The organism is Pantoea sp. Pa-EAmG (assembly GCF_030024295.1).
GTDB classification, from domain to species: Bacteria; Pseudomonadota; Gammaproteobacteria; order Enterobacterales; family Enterobacteriaceae; genus Pantoea; species Pantoea dispersa.
This window is the reverse complement of the sequence record NZ_JASEWO010000086.1, coordinates 1-19,117: the sequence shown is the minus strand read 5'-3', so window position 1 is coordinate 19,117 and position 19,117 is coordinate 1. Positions and strand designations below refer to the sequence as shown.

The following is a 19,117-nucleotide window of genomic DNA, read 5'->3' as shown; positions in this document are numbered from 1 at the left end:
TTAGTGTTCGGACAGGGATCGTTGCCCTGGGCGGTGGATTCTACTGAAATTCTGTTCAGGACGAAAGTCGCGGGATCCTGCGGTTTAAAAGAAAGGATCTTAAGTCTTTTATATGATCTCTCTGTTAGATCTGTTATTAGGATCGCCCCTGGCTGTTGATAACCCGGAAAAGCGTCGTGGCAACAGGGGATTAGCGAGGATCGTTTACTGTGAATGATCGGTGATCCTGATCCGTATAAGCTGAGATCAACTTTGCTACTTATGCACAGCGTAAAAAAGCATCAGCGGTTGTTCTTTGGATAACTACTGGTTATACGCATGAAATAACGGATCTTATCCACAGGGCGACGCAGGTAAAAAGCGATAAAACAGCGGAATCAACTGGGGATCGACACAAATACCCGATCCCCGACCAGCAAAGATCGTCTTAAATCTGCGGGTGCCAGCTGGCGACCCACACTTCCGCCGGATCTTCCGGAATCTCATGTTCCAGCACGTCGATCTCCAGCCGATCGCCAATACGTTTGGCGCCCAGCTGCGTTAACGTCGTCTCCAGCAGCTTGATCGCACCGCAGAACAGATCGTATTCATGATTACCGATACCCACTGCGCCAAAGCGTACGCCTGACAGATCCGGCTGGCTCTCCTGCAGCGCTTCATAAAACGGCAGCAGGTTGTCCGGCAGTTCGCCGGCACCGTGCGTTGAGCTGACAATCAGCCAGACGCCCTCCTGCGGCACCTCATCCAGCTCGGGTCCGTGCAGCAGTTCGGTTGAAAAGCCTGCTTCCTGCAGTTTCTCTTCCAGATGTTCAGCGACATATTCGGCGCTGCCAAGGGTACTGCCACTGATTAAGGTAATATCGGCCATGATGCTCTCCCGCACTAAAGGCGAGCATTGTACGCTGTGATCAAGCGGTGATCCACCTGTGGAAAACAGGGTTAATCGTCGATAGCATCAGGCGACAAGGCGCATCACAAAAGCGATCCGCCCGGGATAAGGTTATGCACAGCGGGGAAGCCGATCACGGCTTGATGGTACGCATGATCGGGTTTTGCAGCGAGATCAGCGTCTCGGTGGACTGGATTTCATCAATGGTCTGGATCTTGTTGATCAGCACCTGCTGCAACGCATCAATGGAGCGGCACATCACTTTAATAAAAATGCTGTAGTGGCCGGTGGTATACCAGGCTTCCACCACTTCATCCAGCGCTTCCAGTTTGCTGAGCGCTGCCGGATAGTCGCGCGCGCTTTTCAAAATGATGCCGATAAAACAGCAGACATCAAATCCGAGCTGCCGTGGATCGATCTCCACGCGCGTACCCAGAATAATCCCCGCCTGACGCATTTTCTCGACGCGCACGTGAATCGTGCCGGGGCTGACGTTGAACTGCTTGGCGAGTTCGGCGTACGCGGTGCGCGCGTTTTGCAGCAGCGCATTTAAAATGCCGCGGTCGAGATTATCCAGTTGCAGGTGTTCCGCCATCATCCATCCTCATTAGGTTCGTCTTCTCTGAACAGGGAGAATGTGCAGCAAATTAGCGGGACAGGCAAGGCGCAGACAGCGGAGCTGCCGCTGTCTGCACGCTTTTTAGCGCTTACGCCACAGCGTCAGCTGGGCCTGTGTGTGCTGGAACTTACGCGCGGTTTCGCGAATTACAAACGGCACGTCCTGCGGCGGCGCAACCTCCTCAAAGGCATCGCGCAGCAGTCGTTGCAGCGCCTGCCAGGTGGTGAGCACTTCACCGTTTTCACGGAAACCGCCCAGCCAGTTCTCCTTCGGCGTGAACTCTTCCAGCCAGGTGTAAGGTGAGGAGATGGCCAGCAAACCGCCGGAGCGGATCATCGGCGTGATGTCCTGCAGGAAGCGCTTCGGCTGGCGCAGGCGATCGATCAGGTTAGAGGCCAGTACCAGATCGTAGCCATCGGGCTGCGGTTTCAGGTTACAGGCATCGCCCTGCACAAACTGAATGCGCTGCGCCAGGGTCTCATCGAAACCAAACTCTTTCAGCCGCACCTGGCGATACTCCACCAGCTCTCCCTCTTCCGGCACCACGTAACGGAAATCCTCGCCCGAGGTCAGCTGCAGCGCCACGTCGATAAAGCGCGCCGAGTAATCCATGCCGGTGACCGCAGCAAAATGGCGCGCCAGTTCAAAGCTGGCACGGCCGGTGGCGCAACCGATATCCAGCGCGTGGCCGCGCTGCGCGCAGTGCGGCAGCACGATATCGACCAGCGCCGCCGCGTAGTTCGGCACACCGTAATAGCCGGGGCCGTACTGGAAGTCGAGGTACTGCGACACCATGCTGTCGGTTTCATACGGATTCAGCGCCATGCTCTCCTGATGCGAGGAAACCACGTAGCGGAAACCGGCATGCTGGAAGAAGTGGCGCCGGAAGGCGTAGCGTGAGGATTTCAGCGCTTCGTTGCCGGTGGAGATCCAGCTGCCGCCTTTGATCAGCGCATGTTTGCCGTCAAAGGTGGGCGTGGAGAAATCGTCATACAGCGGATGTACCCTGAAGCCTTCAAAGCCGTTGGTCGGCGTGGTGGTCCACTGCCAGACGTTGCCGACAATGTCGAAGAAATCACCCTGGGTAAAGTGGTCTACCGGACAGGAAGAGGCCCAGCGGGCAAGATTGATGTTGCCCGGCGCGTCGATCCAGTCCGGCTGATCGCCGGCAACCTGCTCGCGCAGCTGCATCCACTCGGCTTCGCACGGCAGCTGGATCGCTTTGCCGCTCTCTTCCGCCAGCCAGCGGCAGAATGCCGCGGCTTCCAGCTGATTCACTTCGGCGGGCCAGTCCCACGGCATCGCCACTTCTTCGGTCATCAGGCGCAGCCGGAGATCGTCAGGTTGCGCGATGTCGCCGACCCAGAAAGTCGGCATCTGCGGCTGGGCAAACTCGCGCCAGCCCCAGCCTTCGTCATCCCACCAGCGGCGTTCGTTATAGCCGTTGGCGGCAATAAAATGAAAGAACTCGGCGTTGCTCACCAGCATTTTGCTGGCTTTGAACGGTTTCAGCTCAGTTGTAAGGCTGCCGTATTCATTATCCCAGCCGTAGGTATCATCGGTTTTACCCTGCGTGACGCGTCCGCCTGGCATCGCCACCAATGTATTGGCCGGTACCGAGGCACGATCGTGGCGCGCCTGCGGACACGCCGGCCAGTGCGGCTGCGGTTTAACCCACTCAAGCGGCAGCTGGCGGATCAGCACGCTGGAGGTTTCGAGGTGAATACGCTCATGCTCAATGCCCATCAGAATCACCCACGCCGGGCTGTCCCAGTCAATCGGCAGCTCCAGCGGCATGGTGCGGATGAATTCACTTACCACGGTTTTCACTTTACCGCGGTAGTCGCGCACCTCGGCCACGTCCGGCCAGCTGTAATGGCTGTCGTCGAGATCGTCCCAGCTCATCTCATCCACGCCGATCGCCATCATCGCCTCGATGCGATCGTCAATACGCTGCTGCAGATAACCGCCCGCCATCAGCTTATTAATGTAGAAAGTGGCGGTATGGCCAAAGTAAAAGATCAGCGGATGGCGCAGGGTGATGGCTTTATTAAAGTACGCGCGCTCATCGGCGAGGCAGTCGAACAGGCTTTCGTACAGCTCCCAGGTCTGGGTGAAATAGGCCAGCAGTTCGGCGCGTTTGGCGTCGCTGCTGCTGCCGGAAAGCCGAACGGTGCGGGTGGGCGCAGGCAATTGATCGTGAAGATGAGCGGTTGTCACAGTGAACTCCGTAAGCTGATTAAACACAGCGGGTAATTCACTATAGCAAATTAGCATTTCTGCCTGATGAATTAGCGTTTCCAGCGGCGCAGCAGGCGGCTTTTCAGGCCGGTATCGAAGCGCCAGATGTGATCGAAAATGCGCAGAATGCCAGGCTTGCCGTGCGCCGACATCGCCACGGCGTGGAAGCGTTGCTGATGGTGACGCTGGCGCTGTTTAATGGTGCTGACGATGTCGTCCGGCAGGCGCTGGGCGATAAAATCGGAAACGATCACCGCATCGGCTTCCTGCCACTGACTGCCCTCCATACGCGTGACCACCGCAGACAGGCAGGCGGCTAGATCGGTGCCGCCGCGAAAACGCTGGCTGAGAAAACGGATTGCCTGCTCGATGCCGTTATCCGCGGTCAGCTCGTAGCCAATCACTTCGTGAGCAAACAGCATGATGTAGCAGCGCCGCCTGTCGGCCAGCGCCACCTTCAGCAGCGCCAGACAAAACGCTTTGGCGCAGCGTTCATTGAAACCGCCCATCGAACCAGAGGTATCCACGCAGACGATGAACGGGCCGCGCGGCTGTGCTTCGTGCTGCTGATGGCTGGCCGGGCGCAGCGTCACTTTCTCGTGCCAGGCATCGCCCTGTAACCGGTAGGTCAGCAGGCGTTTCTCCACCAGCCGGCGATAAAACTCCAGCTCCAGTTCGCTGATGCTCAGCGCCGCCAGCTCCGGAGGCAATAAACGCAGCACGTCATCGCTCTGATGGATGCCGCTGACCTCTTCCGGCACGTTGTCCGGCTCGCGCTCCAGCTGATGAAACGCTTCCAGCGGCGCATCCTGGGACGGTACCGATTTCGCTTCGCGGCTGCGTCCCAGCTGCTGCGCCAGTTTCATCAGTTCCGGCTGCTGGGCGAGGAAATCGCCGTACTGCACAATCAGCTCATAGTCGCCATGCTGCAGTGGTGCCTTGCTCAGATCCCACAGGCGTCCGGCGGCGGCTTCGTCGTCATCGGTCAGAATCGGCGCCAGCTGGCCGCTGATGGCCATGCGCTGCTGCAGCTCGGCCATCAGGCGTTCCCGCTGCTCTTCCAGCAGGGTTTCGTTCAGCGTCAGGGTTTGCAGCGTCAGGCTCAGACGCCAGCGCTGCAGGAACAGCGTGTGCTGCGCATTGCTCAGCTGGGCGCTGTCGGTATGCAGCAGCAGTTTGCTGGCTTCTTCGATAAACGGGGACGGCAGCGCTTTCAGCTGCGTCATGATGGCGGGCAGTTGCTCACTGAAGGCGTGGCTGCTGAGCAGCTGCATCTGCTGGAAGAGCTGAAATTCGCGTGCCAGCGCGTCCGGCACCGGCGTGGTTTTCATCTGGGCGGCAATCTCGGCGCGCCAGCGCGGCAGCTCGCCCATCATCGCCTGTTTCAGGCGCGGAAATTTTTCAAAGAACAGCGCCAGCTGTGGCGAGGCCAGCAGTGCCACAATCAGCTCTTCGATCAGCTCGGTTTCGCCAATCGACAGCAGCGTGCTGAGCGTCTCCAGCGAGATCATTTTCTCGCCTGTTTCAGCTGTTCCGCCACATCCTGCAGGCTGGTTTCGACGCGTGCCAGCCAGTCGTCGCTGATAAACAGGCAGCGCTGGTGCTGGCTAAATAGCGTGCGCTGCGCGCGCAGCTGGGCCTCCAGCGCGTCGTACTCTTCAATGATTTCCTGCGGCACGTCGCTGCTGCTGGCGGCACCCGGCAGCGTCAGGCGCGTGGACTGCAGGCTGACGTCGCGCAGCGTCAGACAGTGGTGCGCATCCACCAGCAGGTCGAGCGTCTGGCCAAAGCCAATGCCGTTGAGCTTGCCGCGGATCTCGCCCGCCTTCAGCAGCCACTGATTGAGCGCATCGCGTGCCACCACCACGTGCGTGACCTGCATGTCGTGCAGCGTCAGCGGCTGCTGCAGCATCAGGGTCAGCTGTTCGTCCGTGATCGAGGCCGGTAATTCATAGTGCGGTTTGCGGCTGAACATGCCGCTGTGCTTTTCCAGCGTCAGCGCCTGCGCCACGCTCTGCTGCTGTTGCAGCGCCAGCCGGCGCGCTTTGATCTGCTGCAGCGTGTGCAGCATCGCCTGCTGCTGCCACGCGTGCTGCGTCATCAGCGCATCAATTTCACGGTCCAGCAGCTGCATGGAAGCCACGTCGTGCCACAGGCAATCTTTCAGCAGGATCAGATCAAGCGGGGCAATCGCCACACGGCCGCTGTAAAACGCGCTGGCCTGCAGCAGATGGATGGCTTTTTTCCAGCGGCGATCGGAGATATACGGCGCCTCTGGCAGATTCTCCAGCTGCTGGCGCAGCTGATAGATCAGTTCAAACACATGATCGGGCAGGCTGACCTGGCTGATGCCTTTCTGCCACTGCTGATACTCTTCATCGCTGATGCACAGCGATTCCGCCACCGGGTTGGCGTTTTCATCCTGCTGGTGGGTCAGCATGCTGCGGAAGTTCTGCTTTTCATGTACGTTGTCGAGCCACAGCCGGATCAGCATACGGTCGTACAGCGCTTCCAGACCGCTGTCAGATTCCGGCAGTTCGTTGGAGGCGGTGACCAGCAGGCGCATCGGGATCGGCTCTTCGCTGTCGCCGTTGCGGAAGCGACGTTCGTTGATGGCGGTGAGCAGCGTATTGAGAATCGCCGGACCGGCTTTCCAGATCTCATCCAGAAAGACAATTTCGGCATCCGGCAGATAGCCTTTGGTCAGACGCTGATAGCGTCCTTCATCTTTCAGCGCCTGAATCGACAGCGGGCCAAACACCTCTTCAGGTGTGGAAAATCGGGTCATCAGGTATTCAAAGGCACGGGCGTGCTGGAAGGCGTATTTCAGGCGGCGGGCAATCAGGCTCTTGGCGATGCCCGGTGGCCCGAGCAGAAACACGCTTTCGCCGCTCAGCGCTGCCAGCAGGCAGAGACGAATGGCATGATGCCGTTCATACAGCCCTTTCTCCAGGGCATTGCTGAGGCGAGAAATTCTTTCTGCCAAAAGATGGGGTTGAGCCATAATCACATCATTGTCCTTCTGATCCTGGTGCCGTCATATTCTGGCGAGCGCAATACTCTACTGTTTATCATGCGTGAAAGCGTTGATAGCCGTCAGCTTTTTTGTTTCAGAAGGTTGAGGTGAGGCAAATCGCGGGTTTTCAGCGCATTTCGCGCCGATTTTCGGCGAAAAAACGCTGCACAGACGGCGTAATGCCAGACGGTAAAAGTAGGTTTTTTCGGGAATATGTGCATACTGTGCGCTTTTTGATGATCTGAGCGCCGGGCTGAGGCCTGCGCGGCTCCAACAAAAGACAACTTATGAGCTCGGATAAGAAACAGTCCCTTGGCGCAGTCACTCTGGCGGCGATCGGCGTGGTGTATGGCGATATCGGTACCAGTCCGCTCTATACCCTGCGCGAGTGTCTCTCTGGTCAGTTCGGCTTTGGCGTGGAACGCGAGGCGGTGTTTGGCTTTCTGTCGCTGATCTTCTGGCTGCTGATTCTGGTGGTTTCGCTTAAATACATTAGTTATGTGATGCGCGCCGACAACGCCGGTGAAGGCGGGATTCTGACGCTGATGTCACTGGCGGGCCGCAATACCGGCGCGCGCGCCACGGCGATTCTGGTGATCATGGGGCTGATTGGCGGCAGCTTCTTCTACGGGGAAGTGGTGATCACGCCGGCGGTATCCGTGCTTTCGGCCATTGAAGGGCTGGAGATCGCCGCACCGAGCCTTGATAGCTACATTGTGCCGCTGGCGATTGCGGTACTGACGCTGCTGTTTGTGATTCAGAAACACGGCACCGGCATTGTCGGTAAGCTGTTTGCGCCGGTGATGCTGCTGTGGTTCATCATTCTGGCGGTGCTGGGTGCGCGCAGTATCATCAATAATCCTGAGGTGCTGCACGCCATGAACCCTTACTGGGCGCTGCACTTCTTTATTCAGTACAAAACGGTATCGTTCTTCGCGCTGGGCGCGGTGGTGCTGGCGATCACCGGCGTTGAAGCGCTGTATGCCGATATGGGCCACTTTGGTAAGTTTCCGATTCGCCTGGCATGGTTTGTGGTGGTGCTGCCGTCGCTGGTGCTCAACTATTTCGGCCAGGGTGCGCTGCTACTGGAGCATCCGGAGGCCATCAAAAACCCGTTCTTCCTGCTGGCGCCGGACTGGGCGCTGATTCCGATGCTGATTCTCGCGACGCTGGCCACGGTGATCGCCTCGCAGGCGGTGATCTCCGGCGTATTCTCGCTGACGCGCCAGGCGGTGCGTCTTGGCTATCTGCCGCCGATGCGCATCGTGCACACGTCCGAAGAGGAATCCGGCCAGATTTATATTCCGGTGATCAACTGGCTGCTCTATTTCTCTGTGGTGATTGTAATCGTCGGCTTTGAGCACTCCAGCAATCTGGCGGCCGCCTACGGGATTGCGGTGACCGGTACCATGGTGCTGACCGCCATTCTGTGTTCAACGGTGGCGATTCAGAACTGGCACTGGAATCGCTACCTGGTGGTGCTGATTCTCATCGCGATGCTGTGCATCGACGTTTCGCTGTTCTCCGCTAACCTGGTCAAAGTGTTCTCCGGCGGCTGGCTGCCGCTGACGCTGGCACTGATGATGTTTATCGTGATGACCACGTGGAAGAGCGAGCGCTTCCGCCTGCTGCGTCGTATGCATGAGCATGGCAATTCGCTGGAGGCGATGATCGCCTCGCTGGAGAAGTCGCCGCCAGTGCGCGTGCCGGGCACGGCGGTCTACATGTCGCGGGCGCTCAATGTCATCCCCTTTGCCATGCTGCATAACCTGAAGCACAACAAGGTGCTGCACGAGCGTGTGGTGCTGCTGACGCTGCGTACCGAAGATGCGCCTTATGTGCACAATGTGCGTCGCGTGACCATTGAGCAGCTGTCGCCCACCTTCTGGCGCGTGGTGGCAAGCTACGGCTGGCGCGAAACGCCGAACGTCGAGGAGATTTTCCACCGCTGCGGCCTCGAAGGGCTCAACTGCCGCATGATGGAAACCTCGTTCTTTATGTCACACGAGTCGCTGATCATCGGCAAACGCCCGTGGTATCTGCGTCTGCGCGGCAAGCTATTCCTTGCGCTGCAGCGCAACGCCCTGCGCGCGCCGGATCAGTTTGAAATTCCGCCGAACCGGGTAATCGAGCTCGGTACTCAGGTCGAAATCTGACGCATCGCGCGTCACCAACTGAGGGTGACGCGCAGCCCCTGCGGCTGCACCGCGCTGAAGGTTAGCCGGATGCCGTGCAGCTGAGCCACATTTTTCACAATCGACAAGCCAAGCCCGCTGCCGGTTTGCGCCTGCCCCGGCGGTCGCCAGAAGCGTTCGCCCAGCCGCGTCAGTTGATCGGCGCTGACGCCCGGTCCGTTATCCACCACCTCCAGCCTGCGCGCGCTAAGCCGCAGCTGAATCTCACTGCCGGACGGCGTGTAGCGCAGCGCGTTATCCAGTAGATTGCGCAGCAGTAAACCCAGCAGCAGTGGATGACCGTTCATCACCGGTTCCGCGTCAGCCGTCAGCGTCAGCCTGGTGTGCTGCGCTGCCGCCTGTGCCTGTTGTTCGGTGACCAACTGGTGCAGCAACGGCGCGAGGGGGACTGGCTGAAATTCGCTGCGCAGATCGTCTGCTTCGACGCGCGACAGCGTCAGCAGCTGATCGACCAGCCGCGTGGCGCGCAGGATGCCGCTGTCGAGCTGCTGCAGCGCATGGTTACGCATCGCCTCGTCATCGCCGGCCAGCTGAATCACCTCACTCTGCACGCGCAGCGCCGCCAGCGGGCTGCGCAGCTCGTGCGCCGCATCGGAGGTAAACCGTCGCTCGCGCTGGACCAGCTGTGCCATGCGGGCAAACAGGCCATTAAGCGCCGCCACCAGCGGCTTCACCTCCAGCGGCAGGCGCTGCGGCGTCAGTGGGGTGGCATCATCCGGCGCGCGCTGCTGCAGCGATGCAGTCAGGCGTTTCAGCGGACGCAGCTCAAACCACACCAGCGCCAGCAGCAACAGCAGCATCAGCGGCATGGCCACCAGCCACGGCAGCAGGCTGCTCAGTGCCAGATCGCGTGTCATATCATCGCGATATTCCCACTCCTGTCCGACCACCACGCGCCACTGCTTATCGGCTGAGGTCAGCCACAGCAGCCGCCAGCGATCGTCATCGCCACGCAGGCGACCATCGTGGAAGCCGTCGCGATCCGCGGTAAACGGCAAATCGCGGCCGTTTTCGCCGTCGTTCAGCAGCGGTTTGCCGTCGGCGCTGAACACCGCAAAGGCCAGCGCGTCGTCATCCTGATCGCCGCGATGGTGGCGCAAAATCGCTTTGGTTTTTGGCAGCGAGGCGGCCTGCAGGCGACTGGCATCCAGCGCCAGCAGGCGTTTGGCGAACAGCATCTGCTGGGTATCAAACAGCTCATTAACGGTGTCGCGCGTCTGCTGCCATGCGCTAAAGGTGGCGCTGGCACCACACAGAATAATTAACAGCAGAAAGCCGATGGCCAGTCGCAGAAACAGACTCATTCTGCCGCTCCCAGCGTGTAGCCAATGCCGTGTACGGTGCGGATGAACTGACTGCCGAGCTTTTTACGCAGATGGTGGATGTGCACTTCGACCGCGTTACTGGAAACGTCGTCGTCCCAGCTGTACAGTTTCTCCTCCAGCTGTGCGCGCGTCAGTACGCGACCGGGATTGCGCAGGAACAGCTCCAGCAGCGCCAGCTCACGGCTTTTCAGGCTGAGCGGTTCGCCATCGACCATCACGCTGTGGCTGCCGGGAGCCATCACCAGCCTGCCGTGACGCAGCTCCGGCTGCAGCTGACCGTGACGGCGACGAATCAGCGCCTGCAGACGCGCGGCCACCTCCGTCAGCGCAAACGGCTTACACAGATAGTCGTCGGCACCAAGCTGCAGGCCCTGCACACGCTGGTCCAGCGCATCGCGTGCGGTGAGGATCAGCACCGGGACATCCGCGCCCTGCTCACGCCACTGGCGCAGGATGTCCAGCCCGTCACGTTGCGGCAGCGACAGATCCAGCACCACGGCATCCCATGGCGCCGCGTTGAGCGCCTGAAATCCGGCTTCGCCGCTGACAAACCAGTCGACGCTGAAACCCAGTTTGGTCAGGCCGACCTTCAGGCCATCGCCAATCAGCGTATCGTCTTCAATTAATAAAATGCGCATGCGTTTCTCCCGGTTATCTGGGGGTTTATACGAAGCAGATGCGCGCTTGTACAGCGTCATTCGCCTGTTTTGGCTTATTTTTTCCCTCTTTTTTTCCCTTAAGATCCTGTTAAGAACCCTGTGGTGAAATAGCTCCCGTAATCCGCACAGACATCGAAATGAGGTGAAAAATGAAAAAGAGTGCAGCGCTGTTCGCCATTATCGCCCTGGCGGCAACCCCGGTGTTAGCCGCCCAGCAGGGTGGCTTTGTCGACCCCAACGCGCCAGCCGCTCAGGCTAAAGCCGGCGGTTTTAAGGCCGATAACAGCAGTGTGGTGACGGTAAAACAGGCCGAAGAGATGAAGGATGACAGCTGGATCACCGTGCGCGGCCAGCTTGATAAGCAGATCGGCGATGAAGATTATCTGTTCCGCGACAGCAGCGGCAGCATGAAAGTGGAGATCGACCACAAACGCTGGAACGGCCAGACCATTACGCCGAAGGATCAGGTCGAGCTGACCGGCGAACTGGATAAGGATTTCAATTCGATTGAACTGGACGTTAAACAGGTGCGTAAACTGCCCTAACCTCCCCTGCGGAGCCACGTCGCGGGCTCCGCCATCCCGCCAAACTCAAATTTTCCCCGGCCCAGGCGAAACGTTTCGATGGCGATCACATTTCCGTGATGCCGTCATTGAGTTGCCATGTACATTTAATACACTGCCAGACAGCGAAACGTTTCGCTGTGGAGTGGAATAAATGAAAAAAGGTCGCCTGTTAAACGCTGAAGTCTCTCATGTGATTGCCCGCCTCGGGCATACCGATACGCTGACGATTGCCGATGCGGGCTTGCCGATCCCGGCCGGTCCACAGCGCATCGATCTGGCGCTGACGCCCGGTACGCCCGATTTTTTACAAGTTGTGGAGGTCATCACGCAGGAGATGCAGGTTGAGAGCGCCCTGATAGCGGAGGAGATCCAACAACACAATCCGCAACTCCACAGCCAGCTGATCGCCGTGCTCGAAGCCTTGCAACAGCACCAGGGGAATGTGATTAGCGTTCGTTACACCAGCCATGAACAGTTCAAACAACACACTCAGCGCAGTCAGGCGGTCATTCGCAGCGGAGAGTGCTCTCCGTATGCGAATGTCATCCTGAGCGCGGGCGTCACTTTCTGAGGCCGCTATGCAACCGTTATTGCAACTCAGGGGAATTGAAAAATCATTTCCCGGCGTGAAGGCGCTCAACGGCGCGTCGCTGGCGGTCTATCCCGGGCGCGTGATGGCGTTAGTGGGAGAGAACGGCGCGGGCAAATCCACCATGATGAAGGTGCTGACCGGCATCTACAGTATGGACGCCGGTTCGCTGCACTGGCTGGGAAAAGAAGTGACGTTCTCCGGGCCGAAAGCGTCTCAGGAAGCCGGCATCGGCATCATCCATCAGGAGCTGAACCTGATCCCGCAGCTGACCGTTGCGGAAAATATTTTCCTCGGCCGTGAATTCGTTAACCGCTTTGGCCGCATCGACTGGAAACAGATGTATGCCGCGGCGGATGCGCTGTTAAAGCGCCTCAATCTGCGCTTCAGCAGCCACAAGCTGGTGGGCGATCTGTCGATTGGCGACCAGCAAATGGTGGAGATCGCCAAAGTGCTCAGCTTCGAGTCGCAGGTCATCATTATGGATGAACCGACCGATGCGCTGACCGATACCGAAACCCTGTCGCTGTTCCGCGTCATCAATGAGCTGAAAGCGCAGGGCTGCGGCATTGTTTATATCTCCCACCGCATGAAAGAGATCTTTGAGATTTGCGATGACGTCACCGTGTTCCGCGACGGCCAGTTTATTGCCGAGCGCGCGGTGGGCGATCTCAGCGAAGAGAGCCTGATCGAAATGATGGTTGGCCGCAAGCTTGAGGATCAGTATCCGCATCTCGATCAGACACCGGGCGAGGTGCGGCTGCGGGTCGAGCACGTTAGCGGGCCGGGCGTAGAAGATGTCAGCTTTACCCTGCGTAAGGGCGAGATTCTGGGCATCTCCGGTCTGATGGGTGCGGGCCGCACCGAATTAATGAAGGTGCTGTACGGCGCGCTGCCGCGTACGCACGGCAAAGTGACGCTTAACGGCCGCGAGATTGTCACCCGCTCGCCGCAGGACGGCCTGGCCAACGGCATCGTCTATATCTCGGAAGACCGTAAGCGTGACGGACTGGTGCTCGGGATGTCGGTCAAAGAGAACATGTCGCTGACCGCGCTGCGCTACTTCAGCCGCGCCGATGGCGGCCTGAAGCACGCCGAAGAGCAGCTGGCGGTGGGCGATTTTATTCGCCTGTTCAATGTGAAAACGCCGTCAATGATGCAGCCGATCGGTCTGCTGTCCGGCGGTAATCAGCAAAAAGTGGCGATTGCGCGTGGCCTGATGACGCGCCCGGATGTGCTGATCCTCGACGAGCCGACGCGCGGCGTCGATGTCGGGGCGAAAAAAGAGATCTATCAGTTAATTAACCAGTTTAAAGCCGAAGGGCTGAGCATCATCCTGGTGTCGTCGGAAATGCCGGAAGTGCTGGGCATGAGCGACCGCATTCTGGTGATGCATGAAGGCCATCTGAGTGGCGAATTTTCCCGTGAGCAGGCTACCCAGGAATCCCTGATGGCGGCGGCAGTCGGTAAGCAACACAGCGAGGAATTAGTTGTATGAGCACCCAAACCTTACCCGCCAGCCGTCGCTGGTTCAGCAAAGCCTGGCTGCTGGAGCAGAAATCGCTGATTGCGCTGATCGTGCTGATTGCCGTGGTGGCGAGTCAAAGTCCAAACTTCTTCACCGTCGCCAATATGTTCAACATCCTGCAGCAGACGTCGGTCAACGCCATTATGGCGGTTGGCATGACGCTGGTGATTTTGACCTCGGGTATCGATCTGTCCGTGGGGTCGCTGCTGGCGCTGACCGGAGCGGTCGCAGCCTCGATTGTGGGTCTGGAAGTGAATGCGCTGGTGGCGGTCGCCGCTTCACTGGCATTGGGTGCGGCGATTGGCGGTATTACCGGCGTGATTGTCGCGCGTGGCAAGGTGCAGGCTTTTATCGCCACCTTAGTCATGATGCTGCTGCTGCGCGGTGTCACCATGGTGTACACCAACGGCAGCCCGATTAACACCGGCTTCAGTGATAACGCTGATGTCTTTGGCTGGTTCGGGATTGGGCGTCCGCTGGGGATCCCAACACCGGTATGGCTGATGGCGGTGGTGTTCGCGCTGGCGTGGTACATGCTGCATCACACCCGCCTCGGCCGCTATATCTATGCGCTGGGCGGTAACGAAGCGGCCACGCGCCTGTCCGGCATCAACGTTAACCGCGTTAAAGTCATCGTCTATTCGCTGTGCGGCCTGCTGGCGGCACTGGCGGGCACCATCGAAGTGGCGCGTCTCTCTTCCGCGCAGCCGACGGCGGGCACCGGTTATGAACTGGATGCGATTGCTGCGGTGGTGCTGGGCGGGACCAGCCTCGCGGGCGGTAAAGGGCGCATTATGGGCACGCTGATCGGTGCGCTGATTCTCGGCTTCCTCAATAACGGCCTCAACCTGATGGGCGTATCGTCTTACTACCAGATGATTGTCAAAGCCGTCGTCATTCTGCTGGCGGTGCTGGTGGATAACAAAAGCAGTAAGTAACTCTGACCTTCACACAGGATTATATAAATGAAAAAGTTAACTGCATTGGCCGTCATCCTTGGCGCCACCCTCAGTGCTGGCGCGATGGCTAAGGATACGATTGCGCTGGTAGTCTCAACGCTGAATAACCCGTTCTTTGTGTCGCTGAAAGATGGCGCACAGAAAGAAGCCGATAAGCTGGGCTATAACCTGGTGGTGCTCGACTCACAGAACAACCCGGCAAAAGAGCTGGCAAACGTGCAGGATCTGACTGTGCGTGGCACCAAACTACTGCTGATTAACCCAACGGATTCTGACGCGGTCGGGAACGCCGTGAAAATGGCTAATCAGGCAAACATCCCGGTGATTACGCTGGACCGTATGGCGGCGCAGGGGAAAGTTGTCAGCCATGTGGCGTCTGATAACCGCTTCGGCGGCAAAATGGCCGGCGATTTCATCGCGAAGAAACTGGGCGACGGTGCGAAAATCATCGAGCTGCAGGGCATTGCCGGCACCTCCGCTGCCCGCGAGCGTGGTGAAGGCTTTAAGCAGGCCGCTGATGCACACAAATTCAACGTGCTGGCCAGCCAGCCGGCCGACTTCGACCGTACTAAAGGTCTGAACGTGATGCAGAACCTGCTGCAGGCGCATCCGGACGTGCAGGCAGTTTTTGCCCAGAACGACGAAATGGCGCTGGGCGCGCTGCGTGCGCTGCAGACCGCAGGCAAAACCGACGTGCTGGTGGTGGGCTTTGACGGCACCGCGGACGGCGTGAAGGCGGTAGAATCCGGTAAACTCAGCGCGACCGTTGCACAGATGCCAGACAAGATTGGTATGATTGGCGTCGATACCGCAGATAAAGTTCTGAAGGGCGAAAAAGTGCAGGCGATCAACCCGGTTGACCTGAAACTGGTTACTAAATAAAACCCAAAGAAAAGCATGGCAACGCGCCACCCTCGCGGTGGCGCAACTTCCTGGATAACTCCCTATGAGCAAAAGCGCAAAACTGGCGGTACTCGGCAGCATCAACGCCGACCACATCCTCAACCTCGCCCATTTTCCCCGTCCGGGTGAAACGGTGATCGGGAAACAGTATCAGGTTGCCTTTGGCGGTAAAGGGGCCAACCAGGCCGTCGCGGCTGGCCGTGCCGGCGCTGACATTGCTTTTATTGCCTGCGTGGGTGCAGATGACATCGGCGAACGTATTCGCCAGCAGCTGCAGCAGGACCAGATTGATACCGCTCCGGTGGAAACCGTGGCGCAGGAAGCCACCGGCGTGGCGATGATCTTCGTGAATGGCGAAGGCGAAAATAACATTGGCATCTACTCAGGCGCGAACGCGGCGCTGACGCCAGCCTGTGTGGAGCGCCACCAGCAGGTAATTCGTTCGGCCGATGCGCTGCTGATGCAGCTGGAGTCGCCGCTGGACAGCGTGCTGGCCGCTGCCCGCATCGCGCGCGCCAGTCACACTCAGGTGATCCTTAATCCGGCGCCGGCGACCCAGCTCTCTGATGAGCTGCTGGCGCTGATCGACATTATTACGCCGAATGAGACCGAAGCGGAAATCCTCACCGGCATCGCCGTCAATGACGACGACGACGCGGCGCGGGCAGCCCAGGCGCTGCACGCCAAAGGCATCGATACCGTACTGATTACGCTGGGCCGGCGCGGCGTATGGCTCAGCGAGCAGGGCCAGGGACAGCGTATTCCTGGTTTCAGCGTGCAGGCGGTGGATACCATCGCTGCCGGTGATACCTTCAACGGGGCCTTCATTACCGCGCGGCTGGAAGGCGTGGCGATGCAGGATGCGGTCCGTTTTGCCCATGCGGCGGCAGCCATTGCCGTGACGCGCCCGGGCGCACAGCCCTCAGTGCCATGGCGCACTGAGATTGACGCATTCCTGCAGCAACAGGGTTAAGCGCTTGGCTACCATGAAAGATGTCGCCCGTCTGGCGGGCGTCTCCACCTCCACCGTTTCGCACGTTATCAACAACAACCGTTTTGTTAGCGAGCAGGTGCGCGACAGAGTGGAACAGGCGATTCGCGAATTAAACTACGCGCCGTCGGCGCTGGCGCGCAGCCTGAAGATCAAGCAAACGCGCACCATTGGCATGTTACTGACCGCCAGCAGCAACCCGTTCTACTCGGAAGTGGTGCGCGGTGTAGAGAACAGCTGCTATGAACGCGGCTACAGCTTGATTCTGTGCAATACCGAAGGCGATGAAGAGCGCATGAATCGCAGCCTTGAAACGCTGATGCAGAAGCGCGTTGATGGCCTGCTGATGATGTGCACGGAAACCCATCTGCCCTCCGCCGACATCCTTAATCGCTATCCTTCGGTGCCGATGGTGATGATGGACTGGGCGCCGTTTGAAGGGCGCGGCGATATTATTCAGGATAACGCGTTGCTGGGCGGCGAACTGGCCACGCAGTATCTGATTGACCGCGGTTACACCCGCATCGCCTGTATTGCCGGGCCGCTGGATAAAACCCCGGCGCGCCTGCGTCTGGACGGTTTTCATCAGGCGATGGCTGCCAGTGGGCTGGCGGTGCCGCCGGGCTATGTGGTGGACGGCGATTTCGAATTTCAGGGCGGTTTCAACGCCATGAATCAGCTGCTGGTGCTCGATCCGCCACCGCAGGCGGTGTTTACCAGCAACGATGCGATGGCGGTGGGCGTCTATCACGCCCTGTATCAGGCGGGACTGCGCGTGCCGCAGGATATGGCGGTGATGGGCTATGACAACATTGAGCTGGCGCGCTATCTGACGCCGCCGCTCAGTACCATTCATCAGCCGAAAGATGAGCTGGGCGAGCTGGCCATTGATACGCTGATTCATCGTATGAGCGATCCCGACGCCAGCCAGCAAACGCTGGTGCTGACGCCGGAGCTGGTGGAGCGCGGTTCGGTTTAACTGCCTTTACGCGTTTTCTCGCGGTTGGCGATCAGGTTACGGCCATCCCCCGGCCGTAACATCAGAAACGCCAGCGCCGACAACACGGTAATCACGCCCATGGTAAAGAAGGTGGCGTGGAACTGCTGCACCGTGGTGCTCTCAAAATCCTGATAAAAGCGCAGCACGGCGGCGCTGACCGCCACGCCAAAACTGATCGACACCTGCTGCGTTACCGCCAGCACGCTATTGCCGCCGCTGGCGTTCTCATCATTCAAATCCGCCAGTGTGATGGTATTCATGGCGGTAAACTGGGTCGACATCGCCATGCCCAGTACAAACAGCGCCACCAGCAGCATGATGATGCTTCCGTCCGGCGACTGCAGCGCGAAGCTGGCGACCAGCACGCCGATGATAACCGTAATGCCCACCAGCGTTTTACGATAGCCAAAGCGGCGCAGCACCTGAGTCACGGTGGATTTAGCCAGCAGCGAGCCAATCGCCGTGGGCCCCATCATGCAGCCGGCGATGATCGCCGGATAGCCAAATCCTACCTGTAACATCAGCGGCATCAGGAACGGAATACAGCCGGTACCGAGACGCGCGGCAATATTACCGATAATCCCGACGGAGAACGTGCGTGTCTTAAACATCGGCAGACTAATCAGCGGAGCCGGATGGCGGCGTGCATGCATAATATAGAGCAGCAGCAATACCACGCCGCTGACCAGCACCAGCACCGCCTGCCACGGCGATACGATACGCTCGCCAAACAGCTCGATGCCGATGGAGATCAGCACCAGGCCAAAACCAAACAGCATAAAGCCGCCGAAATCGAAGCGGCGTTTTGGCGTGGTGAAGTCTGGCATATATTTGCGTGCATAGAAGATGCCGGCGATGCCGATAGGAATATTAATCAGGAAGATCCAGTGCCAGCTGGCGTAGGTGACCAGCAGACCGCCGAGCATAGGGCCAAGAATCGGTCCGACCAGGCCGGGCATGGTGACAAAGTTGAGCACCGGCAGCAGTTCGCTGCGCGGATAGGCGCGCAGCAGCGCCAGACGCGCTACCGGCATCATCATTGCTCCACCAACGCCTTGCACCACGCGCGAAACCACCAGCATGCTCAGCGATCCGGACAGCGCACAGGCCAGTGAGCCAAGCGTGAACAGGGAAACCGCCACGATAAACACCTTACGCGTGCCAAAGCGATCGGCCAGCCAGCCGCTGACCGGAATCAACATCGCGACCGTGAGCGTATAACTGATGACAGCGGACTGCATGGCGAGTGGGGAACGTTCAAGGCTGGTGGCAATGGCGGGAAGCGCGGTATTCAGGATGGTGGCGTCGAGAGCCTGCATAAAAAACGCCATGGCGGCGATCCAGGGCAGGCCGGCCATACTGCGCGCGGAGCGAATCATTGAAAATCCTTCTTGAAGAAAATCGGTCAGCAAAAAGCGTAAGTTAAACAGGATAGCATCGGTCGCTGCGACGATGGCGCTGATTTGTGCCGCTGTGAGAGCTGATTTGCCTGATTATTCGCCGGGAAATGTCTGTTTTTACCGCGTTCGTATAAAAAAGTAGCTTTCAGTCAATTTTTTTCAGGAAATGCTTGTCACTTCAGATTAACTCCCTATAATGCGCCACCACTGAGACGGCAAAGCGGCAACGCAGACGGC

General features: G+C 58.8%; 16 protein-coding genes. 8 read left to right on the top strand and 8 right to left on the bottom strand.

The features are described 5' to 3' along the window. Positions 1–427: 427 nt before the first annotated feature. The 5 genes from mioC to ravA form a co-directional block, all read right to left on the bottom strand. Positions 428–868: an FMN-binding protein MioC gene (gene mioC / locus QMM04_RS12905; RefSeq protein ID WP_021508182.1), complete on the bottom strand. Its 441-nt coding sequence runs from the start codon at positions 866–868 to the stop codon at positions 428–430. Between the two features lie 154 nt (positions 869–1,022). Continuing rightward, positions 1,023–1,484 carry a transcriptional regulator AsnC gene (gene asnC, locus QMM04_RS12900; RefSeq protein WP_007893613.1) on the bottom strand — a complete coding sequence of 154 codons (462 nt, stop codon included), beginning with the start codon at positions 1,482–1,484 and terminating at the stop codon, positions 1,023–1,025. Between the two features lie 105 nt (positions 1,485–1,589). Further along, on the bottom strand, positions 1,590–3,728 hold the full coding sequence (gene ovoA / locus QMM04_RS12895; protein WP_282996299.1) for a 5-histidylcysteine sulfoxide synthase: 2,139 nt from the start codon (positions 3,726–3,728) through the stop codon (positions 1,590–1,592). Positions 3,729–3,799: 71 nt separating this feature from the next. Continuing rightward, a complete protein-coding gene (gene viaA, locus QMM04_RS12890) occupies positions 3,800–5,260 on the bottom strand; it encodes an ATPase RavA stimulator ViaA (RefSeq protein ID WP_282996298.1) in 1,461 nt (486 codons plus the stop codon). Further along, positions 5,257–6,753 (bottom strand): ATPase RavA, encoded by a 1,497-nt coding sequence (gene ravA, locus QMM04_RS12885; protein WP_282996297.1) that lies wholly within the window; start codon positions 6,751–6,753, stop codon positions 5,257–5,259. Before ravA ends, viaA begins: the two co-directional genes overlap by 4 nt. Before the next feature lie 299 nt (positions 6,754–7,052). On the opposite strand from ravA, the gene kup reads away from it, so the two are divergent. Next, positions 7,053–8,921 (top strand): low affinity potassium transporter Kup, encoded by a 1,869-nt coding sequence (kup, locus tag QMM04_RS12880; RefSeq protein ID WP_021508177.1) that lies wholly within the window; start codon positions 7,053–7,055, stop codon positions 8,919–8,921. 11 nt (positions 8,922–8,932) lie between these two features. On the opposite strand, the gene qseC is transcribed toward kup, so the two are convergent. Further along, entirely contained in the window at positions 8,933–10,264 is a 1,332-nt protein-coding gene (gene qseC / locus QMM04_RS12875; RefSeq protein ID WP_282996296.1) for a quorum sensing histidine kinase QseC, read from the bottom strand. After that, the gene (gene qseB, locus QMM04_RS12870) at positions 10,261–10,923 is read right to left on the bottom strand and encodes a quorum sensing response regulator transcription factor QseB (protein WP_021508175.1); all 663 of its coding nucleotides are present in this window, start codon (positions 10,921–10,923) and stop codon (positions 10,261–10,263) included. Before qseB ends, qseC begins: the two co-directional genes overlap by 4 nt. Positions 10,924–11,093: 170 nt before the next feature. On the opposite strand from qseB, the gene QMM04_RS12865 reads away from it, so the two are divergent. The 7 genes from QMM04_RS12865 (at position 11,094) to rbsR (ending at position 17,459) form a co-directional block, all read left to right on the top strand. Next, positions 11,094–11,489 carry a NirD/YgiW/YdeI family stress tolerance protein gene (locus QMM04_RS12865; protein WP_058758226.1) on the top strand — a complete coding sequence of 132 codons (396 nt, stop codon included), beginning with the start codon at positions 11,094–11,096 and terminating at the stop codon, positions 11,487–11,489. A 172-nt stretch (positions 11,490–11,661) separates the two neighbouring features. Then, on the top strand, positions 11,662–12,081 hold the full coding sequence (rbsD, locus tag QMM04_RS12860; RefSeq protein ID WP_021313542.1) for a D-ribose pyranase: 420 nt from the start codon (positions 11,662–11,664) through the stop codon (positions 12,079–12,081). A gap of 7 nt (positions 12,082–12,088) precedes the next feature. Then, positions 12,089–13,597 carry a ribose ABC transporter ATP-binding protein RbsA gene (gene rbsA, locus QMM04_RS12855; RefSeq protein WP_031279830.1) on the top strand — a complete coding sequence of 503 codons (1,509 nt, stop codon included), beginning with the start codon at positions 12,089–12,091 and terminating at the stop codon, positions 13,595–13,597. After that, on the top strand, positions 13,594–14,565 hold the full coding sequence (gene rbsC, locus QMM04_RS12850) for a ribose ABC transporter permease (protein ID WP_282996295.1): 972 nt from the start codon (positions 13,594–13,596) through the stop codon (positions 14,563–14,565). Before rbsA ends, rbsC begins: the two co-directional genes overlap by 4 nt. A 27-nt stretch (positions 14,566–14,592) precedes the next feature. Continuing rightward, complete coding sequence (gene rbsB / locus QMM04_RS12845; protein ID WP_021508171.1) at positions 14,593–15,468, top strand: ribose ABC transporter substrate-binding protein RbsB; 876 nt, start codon at positions 14,593–14,595, stop codon at positions 15,466–15,468. Positions 15,469–15,532: 64 nt separating this feature from the next. Then, the gene (gene rbsK / locus QMM04_RS12840; RefSeq protein ID WP_058770712.1) at positions 15,533–16,462 is read left to right on the top strand and encodes a ribokinase; all 930 of its coding nucleotides are present in this window, start codon (positions 15,533–15,535) and stop codon (positions 16,460–16,462) included. Between the two features lie 13 nt (positions 16,463–16,475). Beyond that, complete coding sequence (rbsR, locus tag QMM04_RS12835; protein ID WP_058781858.1) at positions 16,476–17,459, top strand: ribose operon transcriptional repressor RbsR; 984 nt, start codon at positions 16,476–16,478, stop codon at positions 17,457–17,459. On the opposite strand, the gene mdtD is transcribed toward rbsR, so the two are convergent. Then, positions 17,456–18,859: a multidrug transporter subunit MdtD gene (gene mdtD, locus QMM04_RS12830; protein WP_058758230.1), complete on the bottom strand. Its 1,404-nt coding sequence runs from the start codon at positions 18,857–18,859 to the stop codon at positions 17,456–17,458. The two genes, rbsR and mdtD, sit on opposite strands and share 4 nt — an antisense overlap. Positions 18,860–19,117: the final 258 nt, after the last annotated feature.